Below are 16,362 nucleotides of genomic sequence, written 5' to 3' on the forward strand. Positions count from 1 at the left end.
CCAAGATCGGCCGCCGTCTTGCGCAGATCGTCGCGATCGCTGCCGCCAGCCTGCCGCAGGCCGGCGCGTAATTTTCCCCGCTGCGAACAGTCGCACACGTATCAGCCGAATTAACTCACTACCCTTTCGTGTTAGTGCTAGCGTGGTACCCCCGGGCTCTGCCGGTGCAGCAGGGAGGGTTCCATGTCACGCTTCGTCGTTCATTTCATGAAGGACGTGCTCGGCGGCAATGGCCGCGAGCGCGAGGTTTGCCAGGGCGCGCTTGAGATCGACGCCTCGAGCGAGGGCCAGGCCACCGAGATCGCCAAGGTCAAGTTTTGCCAGGAACAATCGCTATGCGACTGGTCACTGCATGCCGACCGCATCCGGATCGAGGCGGCCGACTTGCACGCCTGAACCAGATGGACCGCGATGACGCCATCCGACCTCCCCCTGTGGGAGTTTGGGGCGCGACCCAATGGTGCCGTCATTGCGAGGAGCTCGCGACAAAATTGCAGAGCAATTTTGCGCTGAAGCGACGAAGCAATCCATGGTTCCGCATGTGCGGACAGATGGATTGCTTCGCTGCGCTCGCAATGACACAAGAGAAGCTAACTCGCTCTTGCGAAGTGGACGGCCGAGTTCAGCTCGCCCCGATCACTCCGGCAGGATGCGAACCGCACCCTTGGCCGCGCTGCTGGCGAATGCCGCATAGGCCTTCAGCGCGGTCGAGACGGCGCGCTTGCGCGGCGCTGCCGGCTTCCATGCCGCGTTGCCCTTGGCTTCCATCGCTGCGCGACGGCGCTTCAGCTCGACATCGTCGACCTTGAGGTTGACCTTGCGGTTCGGGATGTCGAACTCGATGACGTCGCCTTCCTCGACGAGGCCGATCAGGCCGCCTTCGGCGGCTTCCGGCGAGACGTGGCCGATCGACAGGCCCGACGATCCGCCGGAGAAGCGGCCGTCGGTGATCAGCGCGCAGGCCTTTCCGAGACCTTTCGACTTCAGGTAGCTGGTCGGGTACAGCATCTCCTGCATGCCGGGGCCGCCGCGCGGACCCTCATAGCGGATCAGCACGACATCGCCGGCCTTCACCTTGTTGGTGAGGATGGCGTCGACCGATGCGTCCTGGCTCTCGAAGATCCGGGCGGGGCCGGAGAACTTCAAAATGCTCTGGTCGACGCCGGCGGTCTTCACGATGCAGCCGTCCTCGGCGAGGTTGCCGAACAGCACGGCGAGGCCGCCGTCCTTGGAATAGGCATGCTCGGCGTCGCGGATGACGCCCTTTTCGCGATCGAGATCGACCTCGTCAAAGCGGCGGTCCTGGCTGAAGGCCTCCTGGGTCGGCACGCCGCCCGGTGCGGCGCGGTAGAAGTTGCGCACCTTGTCGCTCGTGGTCCGCACCACGTCCCAGCGGTTCAGCGCATCGTCCAGTGTCGCGGCGTGCACGGTCGGCCCGTCGGTCGTGAGCAGCTTGGCGCGGTCGAGCTCGCCGAGGATCGCCATGATGCCGCCGGCGTGATGCACGTCCTCCATGTGGACGTCCTGCACCGAGGGCGCGACCTTGCAGAGCACCGGCACCTTGCGCGACAGGCGGTCGATGTCGGTCATCGTGAACGGCACTTCGCCCTCGCGTGCGGCGGCGAGCAGATGCAGCACGGTGTTGGTCGAACCGCCCATCGCGATGTCGAGCGTCATCGCGTTCTCGAACGACTTGAAGTTCGCGATATTGCGCGGCAGCACCTTGGCGTCGTCCTGCTCGTAGTAGCGGCGGGCGAGGTCGACGATCAGATGGCCGGCCTCGACGAACAGGCTCTTGCGGTCGGCGTGGGTCGCCAGCACCGAGCCGTTGCCGGGCAGCGCGAGGCCGAGCGCCTCGGTCAGGCAGTTCATCGAGTTCGCGGTGAACATGCCGGAGCAGGAGCCGCAGGTCGGGCAGGCCGAGCGCTCGATCACCTCGACCTCTTCGTCCGACACGTTGGAGTCGGCGGCCGCGACCATCGCGTCGATCAGGTCGACCGCGCGCTTCTTGCCCTTGAGCAGGATCTTGCCAGACTCCATCGGTCCGCCCGAGACGAACACGGTCGGGATGTTGAGCCGCAGCGTCGCCATCAGCATGCCGGGCGTGATCTTGTCGCAGTTGGAGATGCAGACCATCGCGTCGGCGCAATGCGCGTTGACCATGTATTCGACACTGTCGGCGATCAGCTCGCGCGAGGGCAGGCTGTACAGCATGCCGTCATGACCCATCGCGATGCCGTCATCGACCGCAATGGTGTTGAACTCCTTGGCGACACCGCCCGCCTTCTCGATCTCGCGAGCCACGAGCTGGCCGAGATTCTGCAGATGAACATGCCCGGGCACGAACTGGGTGAAGGAATTGACCACCGCGATGATCGGCTTGCCGAAATCCTCGTTCTTCATGCCGGTGGCGCGCCAGAGGCCGCGTGCACCCGCCATGTTGCGGCCGTGGGTGGTGGTGCGGGAGCGATAGGCGGGCATCGTAAATCCTTCTCAAATCCTTGGGCTAAGGGCATTTTTTAGGGGAGTTGGCGCTCCTTATGCCTGCCCGTGGATGCGGATTCAAGCGCGGAACCGCATGGCTGAACCCCGCAATTCGGGCAATGTCGAGCGGCCGGCTTGATCTCGGCCGGCCCGGTGCATTAGCTGGGCGCATCGACGGCAAGAACAACGAACAAGCGCAAAAAGGGAGAGACGCGTGGCAAGGCTGCCCCTGATTGATCCGGACACGACGGGCGGCGACATCCGCGCCGCGTTCGACCGCATGCCGGTCAGGCTCAACATCTTCCGCATGATGGCCCATGCCGAGGCCAATGCGATTCCGCTGATGCGGCTCGGCAATTCGATCCTGCACAAGCAGAAGCTGTCGGCGGTCAACCGCGAGCTCCTGATCCTGCAGGCCGCGCAGCTCGAGGGCGGCGCCTATGAATGGCGGCAGCACGTGCCGATTGCGCTCGGCGTCGGCGTCACCCAGGCGCAGATCGATGCCGTCGAGCGCGGCAACTACGACGATACGGCGCTGAACGCGGCGGAACGCGCGCTGCTCGGCTTCGGCCGCGAGGTGGTCGAGAAGGTGCGCGTCGGCGATACCGCCTTCGCCGGCATGCGCGAGCATTTCAGCGATCAGGAGATCGTCGAGGCGATCGTCGCGCTCGGCTTCTACATGATGATGGCGCGGCTGACGGAGGCAACCGAGACCGATCTCGATCCGGCCGCCGGCATGGCGGTCTATGAGGGTGGCAAGAAGCGGGGTTGAATCGGATGTCGGAGATTTCGCAAGCGACCTCGCAAGACTCTAAACCGGAGCGCTATGTTCGTCCGCTGAGCGCGGAATCGTCCGGCACCGCGCCCGGCAGGGGACGCCTCAACGGCCGCCGCATCCTGGTGGTCGGCGGCGGCCAGCGGGTGTTCGATGCCGCGACCGATCCGATCGGCAACGGCCGCGCCATGAGCCTGCTGTTCGCGCGCGAGGGCGCGCATGTCGCGGTCGCCGATCTCAACCGCACCTCGGCCGTGGACACGGTTGCGCGTATTGCAGCTGACGGCGGCCGCGCTTTCGCGATCGCCGCCGATGTCACCAAGGAAGCCGACGTCATCAAGATGGTTGATGAAGCGCATCGCACGATGGGCGGGCTCGACGGCATGGTGCTGAACATCGGCACCTTCGGCAAGACCGGGCTCGACAATGTCAGCGCGGAGGAGTGGAACAGGATCTACGACGTCAATGTCCGCGGCCCGATGCTGTGCTGCCGCGCGGCGGTGCCGAAATTCGAAGATGGCGGCTCGATCGTCTTCATCTCCTCGATCGCGGCGCTGAAGGCGGGATCGCAGATGGCGGTCTATGATTCCTCCAAGGCCGCGCTCGGCGGCCTGATGCGCAACATCGCACATGCGGGCGCGCGGCGCGGCATCCGCGCCAACCTGGTCTATCCCGGGCTGGTCGACACCCCGAACGGCCGCGAAGCCGGCGCGGGCCGGCCGTCGCGCGGCAAGGGGCATATCCCGTTCGGCCGTCAGGCGACGGCCTGGGAGATCGCCTATGCCGTGCTGTTCTTCATGTCGGATGAAAGCGTCTATGTCACTGCGCAGACGCTCGCGGTGGATAGTGGGCTGAGCGGGCTTTAGCGGTGTGCTGAAGCTTGGTTCCATCGGTGTGTCCGCAGATTCGCTTTGCCTCTCCCGCTTGCGGGCAGGGCAATCGCATATGGAAAGAAATCTGTCGGGCAGCGTCCTCGCGGCCATCCTTCGAGACGCCCGCCCTCGGCGGGCTCCTCAGGATGAGGATATTGTTTGCGGCGCAATAGTAGACCCTCATGGTGAGGAGCGCCGCTTGCGGCGCGTCTCGAACCACGAGGCCGAGTTACTTCCACAGCCGCCGAAGGGTCATATGCGATTGCCCTGCGCTTGCGGGGGAGGCCGACGCGCGAAGAGCGACGCGAAGCGTCGTCCGTAGCGCGGCGGGTGGGGGCTCTCTCCACGATATGACTCGCGGAGAGAGCCCCCACCCCAGCCCTCCCCCGCAAGCGGGAGAGGGAGCCCACCGCCTTTGCGGCTCGATAGCGCGCCGCTATTCCGCGGCGAGGCTGGTCGGAAGCGGGATGCCGACCTTGGGGCGCGCTTTGGCCGCGCGCCGATTCTTCTTGCCGAACTGGCTGCCGGCCAGCAGCGCCGCGGCCGCGCGCAGCTGCTCGCGCAGCCATTGATTGGTGGTGTCGTCCTCGGCGGTGGCGTGCCAGTAGAGATAATTGACGTGCGGGCTGATCGGGAACGGGCAGGGGAAGCACTGCAGCAGCCCGGGGTCTTCCAGCACGGAGGCGGCGCTCTCCGACGCGGTCAGCAGCATGTTGCTGCGGCTCACGACGTGGCAGGCGGTTGCGAAATTCTGACAGGTCAGGCGAACAGTGCGGGTCAGGCCGAGGCGCTGGAGCTGAAAATCCTCGAACGACAGGCCGCTGCGCCGCGACGTCACGCAGACATGCTCCATGCGCAAATAAGCCTTCTTGTCGAGCCGGGTGCCGAGCTCGGGATGGCCGCGCCGCGCGAACACCGCGATATGCTCGGTCAGGATCTGCTCGCGCCGCACCTCCGCCGAGAGCGGCAACAGCGTATCGATCGCGACGTCGAGGGTGCCGGCGGCCAGCTCGCGCTCGAGATTGTTGCGCTCGCTGCGCACGGTGGCGATCTCGACCAGCGGCGCCACCGTGCTGATCCTATTGACCAGCGCGCTCAGCATCGGCGCCTCCAGATTGTTGCGCAGCCCGATCACGAACCGCTTCGGCGTCTTCGCCGGATCGAACCGATGGGTGTGGGTCAGCGTCGTCTCGAGGCCGTTGAGCGCCTGGCGCACCGTGGTGATGATCTGGCGGGCCAGCGGGGTCGGCGTCATCACGTGGTTGCGCCGCACGAACAGCGGATCGTTGAACATCGCACGCAGCCGGCTCAGCGCATGGCTTACCGCGGGCTGGGTCAGGTTGAGGCGAAAGCAGGCGCGGCTGACGCCGCCCTCGGAATAGATCGCGTCGAACACGACGAACAGGTTCAGATCGACGTCGCGTACATGCATGGAAATGATCAATCCGTATCCGCCGAATGCATTTGACGAATACTAATCGGCACTCTTAAAGTCTCAAGCAAAATAATACCTGGAGGAAACGATGAGCGTGCAATCGCCATCGCGCGGCGTTGCTGTCCCTGCGGCATCATCTCGCCTGGGCGCAATGTTTGCAAAGCCGAGCCAGGAGCAGATCGTGCTCCTGATCACCATCGCGCTCCTGATCGTGTTCGGCCTGACGCTGAACGGCTTTGCCACCGTCTCCAATCTCCTGAATCTGTTGCGGAGTATTTCCATCCTCGGCGTGCTCGGCCTCGGCATGGGGCTGATCGTGATCAGCCGCGGCATCGACCTCTCCGAGGTCGCGATCATGGCGGGTTCCTGGGCGATCGCGCTGATCTACATGCAGAACGGCATGCCTGTTTTCACGGCAGTGCTGCTGGCGCTGGCGGTCGCGGTGCTGATCGGCGTCGTCAACGGCGTGATGGTCGCTTTCGTCGAGGCGCCGGCGCTGTTCGTGACGCTGGCTGCCGGCTTCGTGATCTATGGCCTCGCCTTCTGGATCGCGCCGGCCTGGGTGGTCTATGCGCCGAAAGATGCGCCGGGCCTGATGTATCTCGGCGCCGGACGGCTGTTCGGCATCCCGGTTCCGATCCTGGTGTTCGCGGCCTGTGCAATCGCGATGCATTTGTTCCTGTCGCGCACCTCGATCGGCCGCTTCATCTATTCGCAGGGCGACAATCCGGAGGCCGCGCGGCTGACCGGCGTCGCGCTGCGGCCGCTGATCGTGCTCGAGCACGTGCTGGTTGCACTGCTCGCCTGGATTGCGGGCCTGGTCTGGGTCGGCACCACGGGCAGCATGCAGATGGCGATCACCCAGGGCACCATGATCTTCGATGTCGTGCTCGTCGTTGTGATCGGCGGCATCAGCCTGATCGGCGGCCGCGGCAGCGTGTTCAGCGTCGTGGTCGGCTGCATCCTGATCGGCACGCTGCTCAACGCCTTCACCATCATGGACGTCAACAGCGAGGTGCAGAACATCATCAAGGGCGTGGTGCTGCTGGCCGCCATCGTGCTCGACAACTGGCTGCACCCCCGCGACGAGGAGACCGCGCGGCAAGGCGACTGAAACAGGGCGACCGAGCCGGCCGCCGCGCCAAATGAATCAATCAAAAGAAAATGCTTTGTGGAGGGAGACGATGAAGACGACGACAAAATTCTGGACGATCCTGCTGGCCGGCGTGACGCTGGCCGCGATGCCATTTGCGGCATCGGCGCAGGAGGAAGGCACCAAGACCGCGCGCGAGCTGCGTGCCGTCTACGACAAGGCGCTGCAGGGCAAGACGATCGCCTATCTGCCGATCGCGCTCGGCGTGCCGCTGTCAGACGAATGGGGCCGGGTGGTGCAGGAGGAAGCCGAGTGGCGCGGCATGAAATATGTCGTGCGCGATCCCAACAACAACCCCTCGGCGATGCAGCAGGCTTTGACCGCGCTGGTCGACCAGAAGCCCGACGTGCTGATCGTGCAGAATCCGAGCGTCACGCTGTTGATGAAGGATCTGAAGCGCGCCGAAAGCCAGGGCACGCACGTGATCCAGATCAACATGTCCTCGAACTACAAGTCCGGCGCCTTTGTCGGCGCCGACTGGCGCGAGATCGGCAAGATGCTGGCGAACGAGGCCGTCAAGGCCTGCGGCACCGGCTCCGGCAAGTCGGGCAAGGTCCAGATCGTGCAGGGCGAACTGACCGCGGCCGCCAGCGTCGATCAGGTCGGCGGCATCATGGAGGTGTTGAACAAGGATCCGAACATCAAGGTGGTCTCGAACCAGGCCGCGAATTGGGACGCCAACACCGCGCTCAACGTCACCGCGACGGTGATCCAGCAGCATCCCGACCTCTGCGCCTCGATCGGGTTCTGGGGCATCATGGAGTCGGGCGCGGCGCAGGCGATCCGCAATGCCGGCAAGATCGACGATGTGAAGGTGTTCGCCTCCGGTGAAGGCTCGCAGCTCGATTGCGACCAGGTCAATTCGGGCAACTTCTACAAGTTCCTGAGCTACAAGGCGACCGAGCAGGGCCACGACCTGATGTTCGCGGCCGAGACCCTGCTGGTATCGGGCGAGAAGCCGGGCAGCCGCAATCTCGTCTATTACACGCGGCCGATCTGGCTCGATAAGTCGAACGCCTCGGGCGCCAACTGCTTCGCGCTACCCAAGAAAAATTAACAAGGCGCGGACAGCCGGCGCGGGGGGCATTCCCGCGCCGGCTGTATCAAAGAGCACGATCCGGCAAGGCGGAGCCGGTTTTTCTCCGACCGACGCGCAGCGTTCGCGGAGAGCGTGTTCATCAAGGGACGAGGTCGCGATGCGATGGCCGATCGCATCATGACCAGGAGCATGATCCGGGACGTGCAAGTCGGCTCTCCGCAAGATCGTGCGCGATCACGAGCACGATCCGGAAAAGTGGAAGCCGGTTTTCCGCAAGATCGTGCTCAATCAAGAGGGTGCTTTGGCGATGTCGATGGCCGTTGATTCCTTTGCCGCATCGGTGCGGCGATTTTCACCCCGGCTCCTGCTGTCGGAGCTGCTGCTGAAACAGTGGTTCGAGCCGGTGGTTCCCTTCACCGTGATGATCGGGCTGTGGACCTATTTCGCGCTCACCATTCCCGACTACGCCTCGGTGCAGAACTCGGTGTCGCTGCTGCGGCTGTTCGCCGAATTCGGTTTCGTCGCGCTCGCGATGGGCTTCTGCCTGGTCACCGGCGGCATCGACCTCTCGGTCGGCGCGATCTTCGCGCTGTGTAATTTCGCGGCGCTGTATTTCCTCCTGGTGCGCGAATGGCCGGTCGGCCTCGCGGTGCCGGCAACGCTTCTGGTCGGCGCGCTGCTCGGCAGCATCAACGGCTTCTTGATCGGCTTCCTGAAGACGCGGCCGTTCCTGACCACGCTGGTGACGCTGATCATCCTGCGCGCCTCGGTCAATCTGCTCAACACCAGCTACGCCCAGGTGTTCGCGACCAACTCGGTCGAGAGCGACGCCTGGGATTTCATCGGCGGCGGCAGCGTGCTCGGCATTCCCGTCAATGCGGCGACGCTGTTCGTGGTGCTGTTGATCTGCCACATCTTCCTGTCGCGCTCGCGTTACGGCTGGCATCTCACCGCGATCGGCGCCAGCCGCAAGGCGGCGCGCCACGCCGGCATCCGCGTCCGCGTGATGCTGTTCATGACCTATGTGCTGTCAGGAACGCTGTGCGCGGCGAGCGGCATCTTCTACGCCGCGCGGCAGGCCTCGACGGATTCCACCACCGGCGTGGGTTGGGAATTCCAGGCGCTGACCGCCGTCGTGCTCGGCGGCGTGTCGCTCGCCGGCGGCAAGGGTACGGTATGGCGGGCGATGATCGGCGCGCTGATCATCTTCCTGTTGATCAACGGCCTCGTGCGGATGGGCATCCCGGGCTACGTCACCTCGGCGGTGACGGGCATGATCCTGCTCGCCGCCGTCGGCATCGACGTCAAATGGTCGAAGAACCGCGGCAAGGCGATCCAGAAGATCTATGTCAATCCGGCCTTCGTGCCGCTCGCCTCGGCGCCCGCGGTGCAGCCCGGCGCGGCCTCGCCCTACGCGCAGAACGACCGGCTGATCAACGCGCAGGCGATCGGCGTCGATCAGGTCGAGGGGCCCGAGGACGTCATCCTCGACCGCCAGGGCCGGCTCTACGGCTCGACCCGCGACGGCAATGTGATCCGCTTCTCGGGGCCGAATTTCGAGACGCGCGAGGTGTTCGCACATATCGGCGGCCGGCCGCTCGGCATGCAGTTCGATCGCGACGAGAACCTGATCGTCGCGGTCGCCGGCATGGGTGTCTACGGCGTCGCGCCCGATGGCCGCATCTTCAAGGTCACCGACGAGACCAACCGCACCTGGTACAAGCTGAACGACGATTCACGCCTGCGCATGGCCGACGACCTCGACATCGCACCCGACGGCAAGATCTATTTCAGCGACTGCACCACGCGCTACGAGATGACCACCAACACCCTCGACATCCTCGAGGGCCGGCCGAACGGCCGCGTGGTCTGCTACGACCCGGCGACCAAGACCACGCGCACGGTGATCAACCACTTCTATTTCCCGAACGGGATCTGCGTCTCGCACGACGGCAAGTCGATCCTGATCGCGTCGACCTCGCTGTGCAAGGTGTTCCGGCACTGGATCGACGGGCCGAACAAGGGCAAGACCGAAGTGCTGATGGACGAGCTGCCGGGCAACCCCGACAACATCAACCGCGCCTCCGACGGCACCTACTGGCTGGCGCTGGTCGGCATCCGCACCCCAACGTTCGACCTTGCCGCGCGAAAACCCGGCTTCCGCCTGCGCATGGTGAAGCAGGTGCCGACCGACGAATGGCTGGCGCCGGCGCTCAACCATGGCTGCGTGCTGAAATTCAACGAGAAGGGTGAGGCGCTGGAATCCTGGTGGGACCCGACCGGCATCTCGCATTCGACCCTGACCTCGATGCGCGAGCACCAGGGCTATCTCTATCTCGGTGGGCTCGAGAACAACCGGATCGGCCGCATCAAGCTCGACGGCGTCGACGACAGCTGGACCGGCTACGACGCCTATTGGGGCGCAAAGAGCAGGGTGACGACGTAATGGGATTCTTCGATCATCTGCTGCGCGACATCCGCAGCGTCATCGACCGCGACGGCGGCCAGAACGCGATCCCGCCGCTCGACGGCGCGCTGAGCCCGAACGACCGGCTCGACACTGCTGTGCCGATCGGCGAGCCACTGCCCGGCATCGACGACGTGATCGCCGCCGGCGACGGCGCGGTCTATGTTTCCGCAGGACGCCGGGTGCTGAAGCTCGGCGGCAATGACTTGTCGACGCGTACAGTCGTCGCCGAGTTCGAGGATGATGCCGGCGGGCTCGCGCTGCATCCGGACGGCCGCCTCCTGGTCTGCGTCGCGGGCAGGGGCCTTGCCGCGATCGATCCCGCAAAACCCGATCCGCGCTGGCTGGAGTCCGTCGGCGGCAGCGCGCTCACGGGGCTGTTGTCGGTGACGGCGGCGCCCGATGGCCGCATCTATGCCGCTGAAGGCAGCGCCGGCCGACGCCCGGGCGAATGGCGGCACGACCTGATGGAAAAGCGCGCCAATGGCCGCCTCGTCAGCTGCGGCGCCGGCCTCGACAATCCGCAGGTGCTGCTGCGCGATCTGCCCTATCCCTATGGCGTGAGCGTCTCGACCGACGGCAACAGCCTGTGGCTCACCGAAAGCTGGGCTCATCGTCTCAGCCGGTTCGCGCTCGGCGGCAACGGGCTGGGTCCGCGCGAGACCGTCGCCGCCAACATGCCGGGCTATCCGGCGCGGCTGCATCCGGACGGCCACGGCGGCATGTTGCTCGGCATCTTCGCCCGCCGCACCCATCTGATCGAGTTCGTGCTCAAGGAAGACGATTTCCGCGAGGAGATGATGGCGACGATGCCGCCGGATTACTGGGTCGCGCCGGCGCTCGCCGGCGGCAGCGATTGCCTCGAGCCGATGCAGATCGGCAGCGTCAAGGCGCTCGGCATCCAGAAGCCATGGGCGCCGCCGCGCTCCTACGGTCTGCTGGTGCATCTCGATGCCGAGGGCGATGCGACCGACAGCCTGCACAGCCGCGCCGGCGGCCGCTTCCACGGCATCACCGCCGCCTGCGCCACGCCATCGGGCGTCGTGATCGCGGCGCGCGGCGCCGGACGCCTGCTGCGCACTACGGGAGAGCTGCGATGAATGACGGTGTGATGCAGGCGGCCCCCGGCGCCAAGACGGCAGAGACCTCCGCAACCCGCGAGCCGGTGTTGCGGATCACCAACGGTTCGAAAATCTACGGCGGCGTCCACGCCATCGAGGGCGTCAATTTCGACCTCTATCCCGGCGAGGTGCATGCGCTGGTCGGCGAGAACGGCGCCGGCAAATCGACGCTGTGCAAGGCGATCGCGGGCGCGATCCAGCTCACCTCCGGCGACTATCTGCTCGACGGCAAGCCGACCGGTTTCGAGCAGCCGCGCGACGCGCTCAATGCCGGCATCTGCATGGTCTATCAGGAGACCAGCCTGGTGCCGACCCTGACTGCCGCGCAGAACATCGAGCTCGGCAACGAAAAGCTGCTGACGCGCTTCCGCACCCTGAACATCCAGGCCCAGCAGCTGTTGCAGTCGCTCAACTTTCACGTCGATCCGGCGACGCCGGTGGCGCTGCTCGGCACCGCCAAGAAGCAGATGGTGGAGATCGCGCGCGCGATCTACAACAAGGCGCGCATCATCATCTTCGACGAACCGACCGCGTCGCTGACGCCGGAAGAGATCGTCCACTTCTTCCATCTGGTGCGCGACCTGCGCGCCCGCGGCGTCTCGATCATCTACATCTCGCATGCGCTGGAGGAATCGCTGCAGATCGCCGACCGCATCACGGTGCTGCGCGACGGCAAGCTGGTGATCACGGCGCCCGCCAGGCAGCTGACCCGTGACGCGCTGGTGCAGCACATGGTCGGCCGCGAGGTGGCGCAGGCGGTCTATGGCGGAAGAGAGAAGACCCATCAGCGCCGCGAGAAGGTGCTGACGGTCGAGAACGTCACCATGGGCATGGCGGTCAAGAACATGTCGTTCTCGGTCTATGCCGGCGAGGTGGTCGGCATCGCCGGCCTGATCGGCTCAGGCCGCACCGAGATCGCCAAGATCATCTACGGCGCACTGAAGCGCAACCTGGTCAATGGCGGCACCATCCGGCTGCGCGGCAAGCCGATCCGCTACCGCGTGCCGCGACAGGCGATCAATGACGGCATCGCCTACATCACCGAGGACCGCAAGGCCAACGGTTTCTTCGAGACCATGGTGGTCGACGACAACGTCTATATCGGCAGCCTCGCCACCGGGAAGGGCTGGAGCTTCCTGCTGTCGCGCGCGCGGCGCAGCAAGCTCGCCAGCTACTGGGTCGATCGGCTCAAGATCAGCGCGTTGCAGCGCAAGGCCAGGATCATCGAGCTGTCCGGCGGCAACCAGCAGAAGGTGGTGCTGGCCAAGACGCTGGTGCAGGACCCCTCGATCATCATCTTCGACGAGCCGACGCGCGGCGTCGACGTCGGCACCATCCCGCACATCCACGGCGAAATCCGCCGTCTCGCCGACGAGGGCAAGGCGGTGGTGGTGATCTCGTCCTACCTGCCGGAGATCCTCGCGGTGTCCGACCGCATCCTGGTCGCCCGCACCGGCCGCATCGTCGCCGAGTTCGACGCGGCGGATGCGACGCAGGACAAGATCCTGTACGCCGCGGTGCATTGAGGGCGCGTGCAGTGGGCACGTCCTCGGCGTAGGGCGGATCAGCGCAGCGCAATCCGCCGTCTTGCCACGTCGACGGGCAAATCAGCAGCAACAAGTTCAGTGTCGTCCCGGCGCAGGCCGGGACCCATAACCACAGATTGTCATTGTTGCACGTCGTTGGAACGACGAGTCCCGTCGACAATTTCTGCTGCGGCGTATGGGTCCCGGCCTGCGCCGGGACGACGCTGCGGGTGGGGCCGAACCGCCCTTGACAATTATTTTAAGTATAAAATAATATCCCCCATCGGCTCCGATGGGGAAATGCCCCCGGTCGCCGAAGCCAGAGCATGATCCGGAAAAGTGGCACCCGGTTTTCCGAGGCGATCATGCTCAAACGGAAAGGCGAGAACGCCATGCGTATCGTTTGCATTGGAGGCGGGCCGGCCGGGCTTTATTTCGGTATCCTGATGAAGATGCTGGATCCTGCGCACGTCATTTCGGTGGTCGAGCGCAACCGGCCTTACGACACCTTCGGCTTCGGCGTGGTGTTCTCGGATGCGACCATGGACAACATGCGCAAATGGGATCCGGTCACCGCTGATACGATCGAGCAGGCCTTCAACCATTGGGACGACATCGAGGTCCTGATCAAGGGCCGCCGCATGCGCACCACCGGCCACGGCTTCGTCGGCATCGGCCGCAAGCGACTGCTCAACATCCTGCAGGCGCGCGCCGAGGAGCTCGGCGTCGAATTGATCTTCGAGCGCGAGGTGAATTCCGATCTCGAATTCCCCGACGCCGACCTGATCGTGGCGTGCGACGGCGTCAACTCGAAGATCCGCACCAAATACACCGAGGCCTTCCAGCCCGACATGCTGATGCGGCCGAACCGTTATATCTGGCTCGGCACCAACCGCCCGTTCGACGCCTTCACCTTCGACTTCCGCAAGACCGAGCACGGCTGGTTCCAGGCGCACATCTACAAGTTCGAGGAGGGCGCGGCGACCTTCATCGTCGAGACCACCGAGGAGGCCTATCTCGCCCACGGCCTCGACAAGATGGAGCAGGGCGACTCCATCGCATTCTGCGAGAACGTGTTCGCGGAAATCCTCGAGGGGCATCATCTGGTCTCGAACGCGCGACATCTGCGCGGCTCGGCCTGGCTGTCATTCCCCAGGCTGATCTGCGGCAAATGGACCACGTTCAACGGCAACAGCCAAGTCGTGCTGATGGGCGATGCCGCCCATACCGCGCATTTCGCGATCGGCTCGGGAACCAAGCTCGCGCTGGAGGATGCGATCGAGCTGACCAACCAGTTCAAGATCCACGGCGCAGCGCGGGACAGTATTCCCGCGGTGCTCAAGGCTTACGAGGAGCTGCGCCGGGTCGACGTGGCGCGGATCCAGAACGCCGCGCGCAACGCGATGGAATGGTTCGAGGTGGTCGGCTCGCGCTATGCCGATACGCTCGAGCCGGAGCAGTTCATGTATTCGCTGCTGACCCGTTCGCAGCGCATCAGCCACGAGAACCTGCGGCTGCGCGACAAGACCTGGCTCGAGGGCTATGAGCGCTGGTTCGCGGAGCGCAGCGGCGTGGCCGCGACCAACGACCGCGTCACGCCGCCGATGCTGACGCCGTTCCGGATCCGGGGCCTGTCGCTTCATAACCGGATCATCGTCTCGCCGATGGCGATGTATTCGGCGGAGGAGGGCGTGCCGACCGACTTCCATTTGGTGCATTTCGGCTCCCGCGCGCTCGGCGGCGCCGGCCTTCTCTTTACCGAGATGACCTGCGTCTCGCCGGAGGCGCGGATCACGCCCGGCTGCTGCGGCCTCTGGAATGACGCGCAGGCGGCGGCCTACAAGCGCATCGTCGACTTCGTGCATCGGAATTCGCAAGCCAGGATCGGCATCCAGCTCGGCCATGCCGGCCGCAAGGGTTCAACGCGCGTCGCCTGGGAAGGCATGGACGAAGCGCTGCCGGACCATAACTGGCCGCTGGTGTCGGCTTCGTCAGTGCCTTATCTGGCCGACGGCCAGATCCCGGAGCCGATGAACCGCGCCGAGATGGACGAGGTACGCGACCAGTTCGTCGCGGCGGCACGGCGCGCTGCGGCCGCGGGCTTCGATATTCTGGAGCTGCATTGCGCGCACGGCTATCTGCTGTCGAGCTTCCTCTCGCCGCTGACCAACCGTCGCACCGACGACTACGGCGGATCGATCGAGAACCGCGCGCGTTATCCGCTGGAGGTGTTCCGCGCCGTCCGCGCGGTGTGGCCGGAGGACAAGCCGATGTCGGTCCGCCTGTCGTGTCACGACTGGGCCGAGGGCGGCAACACGCCCGAGGATGCGCTGGCCTTCGCAAAACTGTTCAAGGCGGCGGGCGCCGACCTGATCGATTGCTCCTCGGGGCAGGTCTGGGCCGACGACCATCCGGTCTATGGCCGGCTCTACCAGACGCCGTTCGCCGACAAGATCCGCAACGAGGTCGGCATCGCCACCATCGCGGTCGGCGCGATCTCGGAGGCGGATCACGCCAACTCGATCATCGCCGCCGGCCGCGCCGATCTCTGCGCCATCGCGCGGCCGCATCTCGCCGACCCGGCCTGGACGCTGCATGAGGCCGCGAAGATCGGCGTCAAGCAGATCGCCTGGCCGAAGCAGTATCTGTCGGGCAAGTCGCAATACGAGGCCAATCTCGAACGCGCCGCTGCGGGAGTGAAGGCATGATGAGGTTCTGGCCCAACGCACATGCGCTGGTGACCGGTGCCGGTTCCGGCATCGGCGCCGCGACGGCAATCGCGCTGGCAAAAGCCGGCGTGCGCGTCAGCATCGCCGGGCGGCGGATCGACGCGCTGAAAGCGACGGCGGCATCGCTCGACAAGCAGGCCGGCGCCATTGTTTCGATCGACGTGACGGATGAAGCTGCGGTGAGCAAGGGTGTCGCGCAGATCGAGGCTGAGGCGGGGCCGATCGATATTCTCGTCAACAATGCCGGCAGGGCCGCGAGCGCGCCGTTCGACAAGACCGACGCGGCGCTGTGGGCCGACATGCTGGCGAGCAACCTCTCCAGCGTGTTCCTGGTGACGCATGCCGTGTTGCCCGGCATGGCGCAGCGCGGCCGCGGCCGCGTGATCAATGTCGCCTCGACCGCGGGTCTCACCGGTTACGCCTACGTCTCGGCCTATGTCGCGGCCAAGCACGGCGTCATCGGCCTCACGCGCTCGCTGGCGCTGGAATATGCACGGCGCGGCGTCACCGTGAATGCGGTCTGCCCCGGCTACACCGATACGCCGCTGGTGGCGGATGCCGCCGCGAACATCGTCGCCAAGACCGGCCGCAGCGAACAGGAAGCGCGCGCCGCGTTGGCAAAAGTCAATCCGATGCAGCGGCTGGTCACGCCCGAGGAGGTCGCCGACGCCGTCCTCTGGCTTGCCTCCGAGACTGCATCGTCAATCAACGGACAAGCCGTCGCGGTCGCCGGCGGCGAAGTCTTTACCGGGTGAAGGAAC

The 16,362-nt window shown here is 65.4% G+C and carries 12 protein-coding genes; 10 read left to right on the plus strand and 2 right to left on the minus strand.

Features of this window, described 5'->3' with window-relative positions; all coding sequences use genetic code 11:
- The first annotated feature begins 183 nt into the window (after positions 1–183).
- Complete coding sequence (locus tag IF803_RS00995; RefSeq protein ID WP_461190968.1) at positions 184–396, plus strand: hypothetical protein; 213 nt, start codon at positions 184–186, stop codon at positions 394–396.
- A 240-nt stretch (positions 397–636) separates the two neighbouring features.
- On the opposite strand, the gene ilvD is transcribed toward IF803_RS00995, so the two are convergent.
- Complete coding sequence (ilvD, locus tag IF803_RS01000; RefSeq protein ID WP_461190969.1) at positions 637–2,481, minus strand: dihydroxy-acid dehydratase; 1,845 nt, start codon at positions 2,479–2,481, stop codon at positions 637–639.
- A gap of 217 nt (positions 2,482–2,698) precedes the next feature.
- Between ilvD and IF803_RS01005 the strand changes: the two genes are divergently transcribed.
- The gene (locus IF803_RS01005) at positions 2,699–3,256 is read left to right on the plus strand and encodes a carboxymuconolactone decarboxylase family protein (protein ID WP_461190970.1); all 558 of its coding nucleotides are present in this window, start codon (positions 2,699–2,701) and stop codon (positions 3,254–3,256) included.
- A gap of 5 nt (positions 3,257–3,261) precedes the next feature.
- On the plus strand, positions 3,262–4,125 hold the full coding sequence (locus IF803_RS01010) for an SDR family NAD(P)-dependent oxidoreductase (protein WP_461190971.1): 864 nt from the start codon (positions 3,262–3,264) through the stop codon (positions 4,123–4,125).
- Positions 4,126–4,567: 442 nt separating this feature from the next.
- On the opposite strand, the gene IF803_RS01015 is transcribed toward IF803_RS01010, so the two are convergent.
- Positions 4,568–5,563, minus strand: coding sequence for a LysR family transcriptional regulator (locus IF803_RS01015; RefSeq protein WP_461190972.1), 996 nt, complete (start codon positions 5,561–5,563; stop codon positions 4,568–4,570).
- A gap of 184 nt (positions 5,564–5,747) precedes the next feature.
- Between IF803_RS01015 and IF803_RS01020 the strand changes: the two genes are divergently transcribed.
- The 7 genes from IF803_RS01020 to IF803_RS01050 all read left to right on the plus strand — a co-directional run bounded on the left by IF803_RS01020 (position 5,748) and on the right by IF803_RS01050 (position 16,356).
- Complete coding sequence (locus IF803_RS01020) at positions 5,748–6,680, plus strand: ABC transporter permease (protein WP_229191388.1); 933 nt, start codon at positions 5,748–5,750, stop codon at positions 6,678–6,680.
- Positions 6,681–6,750: 70 nt separating this feature from the next.
- Complete coding sequence (locus tag IF803_RS01025; RefSeq protein WP_038382137.1) at positions 6,751–7,776, plus strand: sugar ABC transporter substrate-binding protein; 1,026 nt, start codon at positions 6,751–6,753, stop codon at positions 7,774–7,776.
- A gap of 295 nt (positions 7,777–8,071) precedes the next feature.
- Positions 8,072–10,204 carry an ABC transporter permease gene (locus IF803_RS01030; RefSeq protein ID WP_461190973.1) on the plus strand — a complete coding sequence of 711 codons (2,133 nt, stop codon included), beginning with the start codon at positions 8,072–8,074 and terminating at the stop codon, positions 10,202–10,204.
- Positions 10,204–11,325 (plus strand): SMP-30/gluconolactonase/LRE family protein, encoded by a 1,122-nt coding sequence (locus IF803_RS01035; protein WP_461190974.1) that lies wholly within the window; start codon positions 10,204–10,206, stop codon positions 11,323–11,325. The genes IF803_RS01030 and IF803_RS01035 overlap by 1 nt, the downstream gene beginning before the upstream one ends.
- 11 nt (positions 11,326–11,336) lie before the next feature.
- Positions 11,337–12,872: a sugar ABC transporter ATP-binding protein gene (locus IF803_RS01040; RefSeq protein WP_461191058.1), complete on the plus strand. Its 1,536-nt coding sequence runs from the start codon at positions 11,337–11,339 to the stop codon at positions 12,870–12,872.
- Positions 12,873–13,264: 392 nt separating this feature from the next.
- Positions 13,265–15,580: a bifunctional salicylyl-CoA 5-hydroxylase/oxidoreductase gene (locus IF803_RS01045; RefSeq protein WP_461190975.1), complete on the plus strand. Its 2,316-nt coding sequence runs from the start codon at positions 13,265–13,267 to the stop codon at positions 15,578–15,580.
- Entirely contained in the window at positions 15,577–16,356 is a 780-nt protein-coding gene (locus IF803_RS01050) for an SDR family NAD(P)-dependent oxidoreductase (protein WP_461190976.1), read from the plus strand. The genes IF803_RS01045 and IF803_RS01050 overlap by 4 nt, the downstream gene beginning before the upstream one ends.
- Positions 16,357–16,362 lie beyond the last annotated feature (6 nt).

It is taken from the genome of Bradyrhizobium sp. UFLA06-06 (assembly GCF_054820065.1).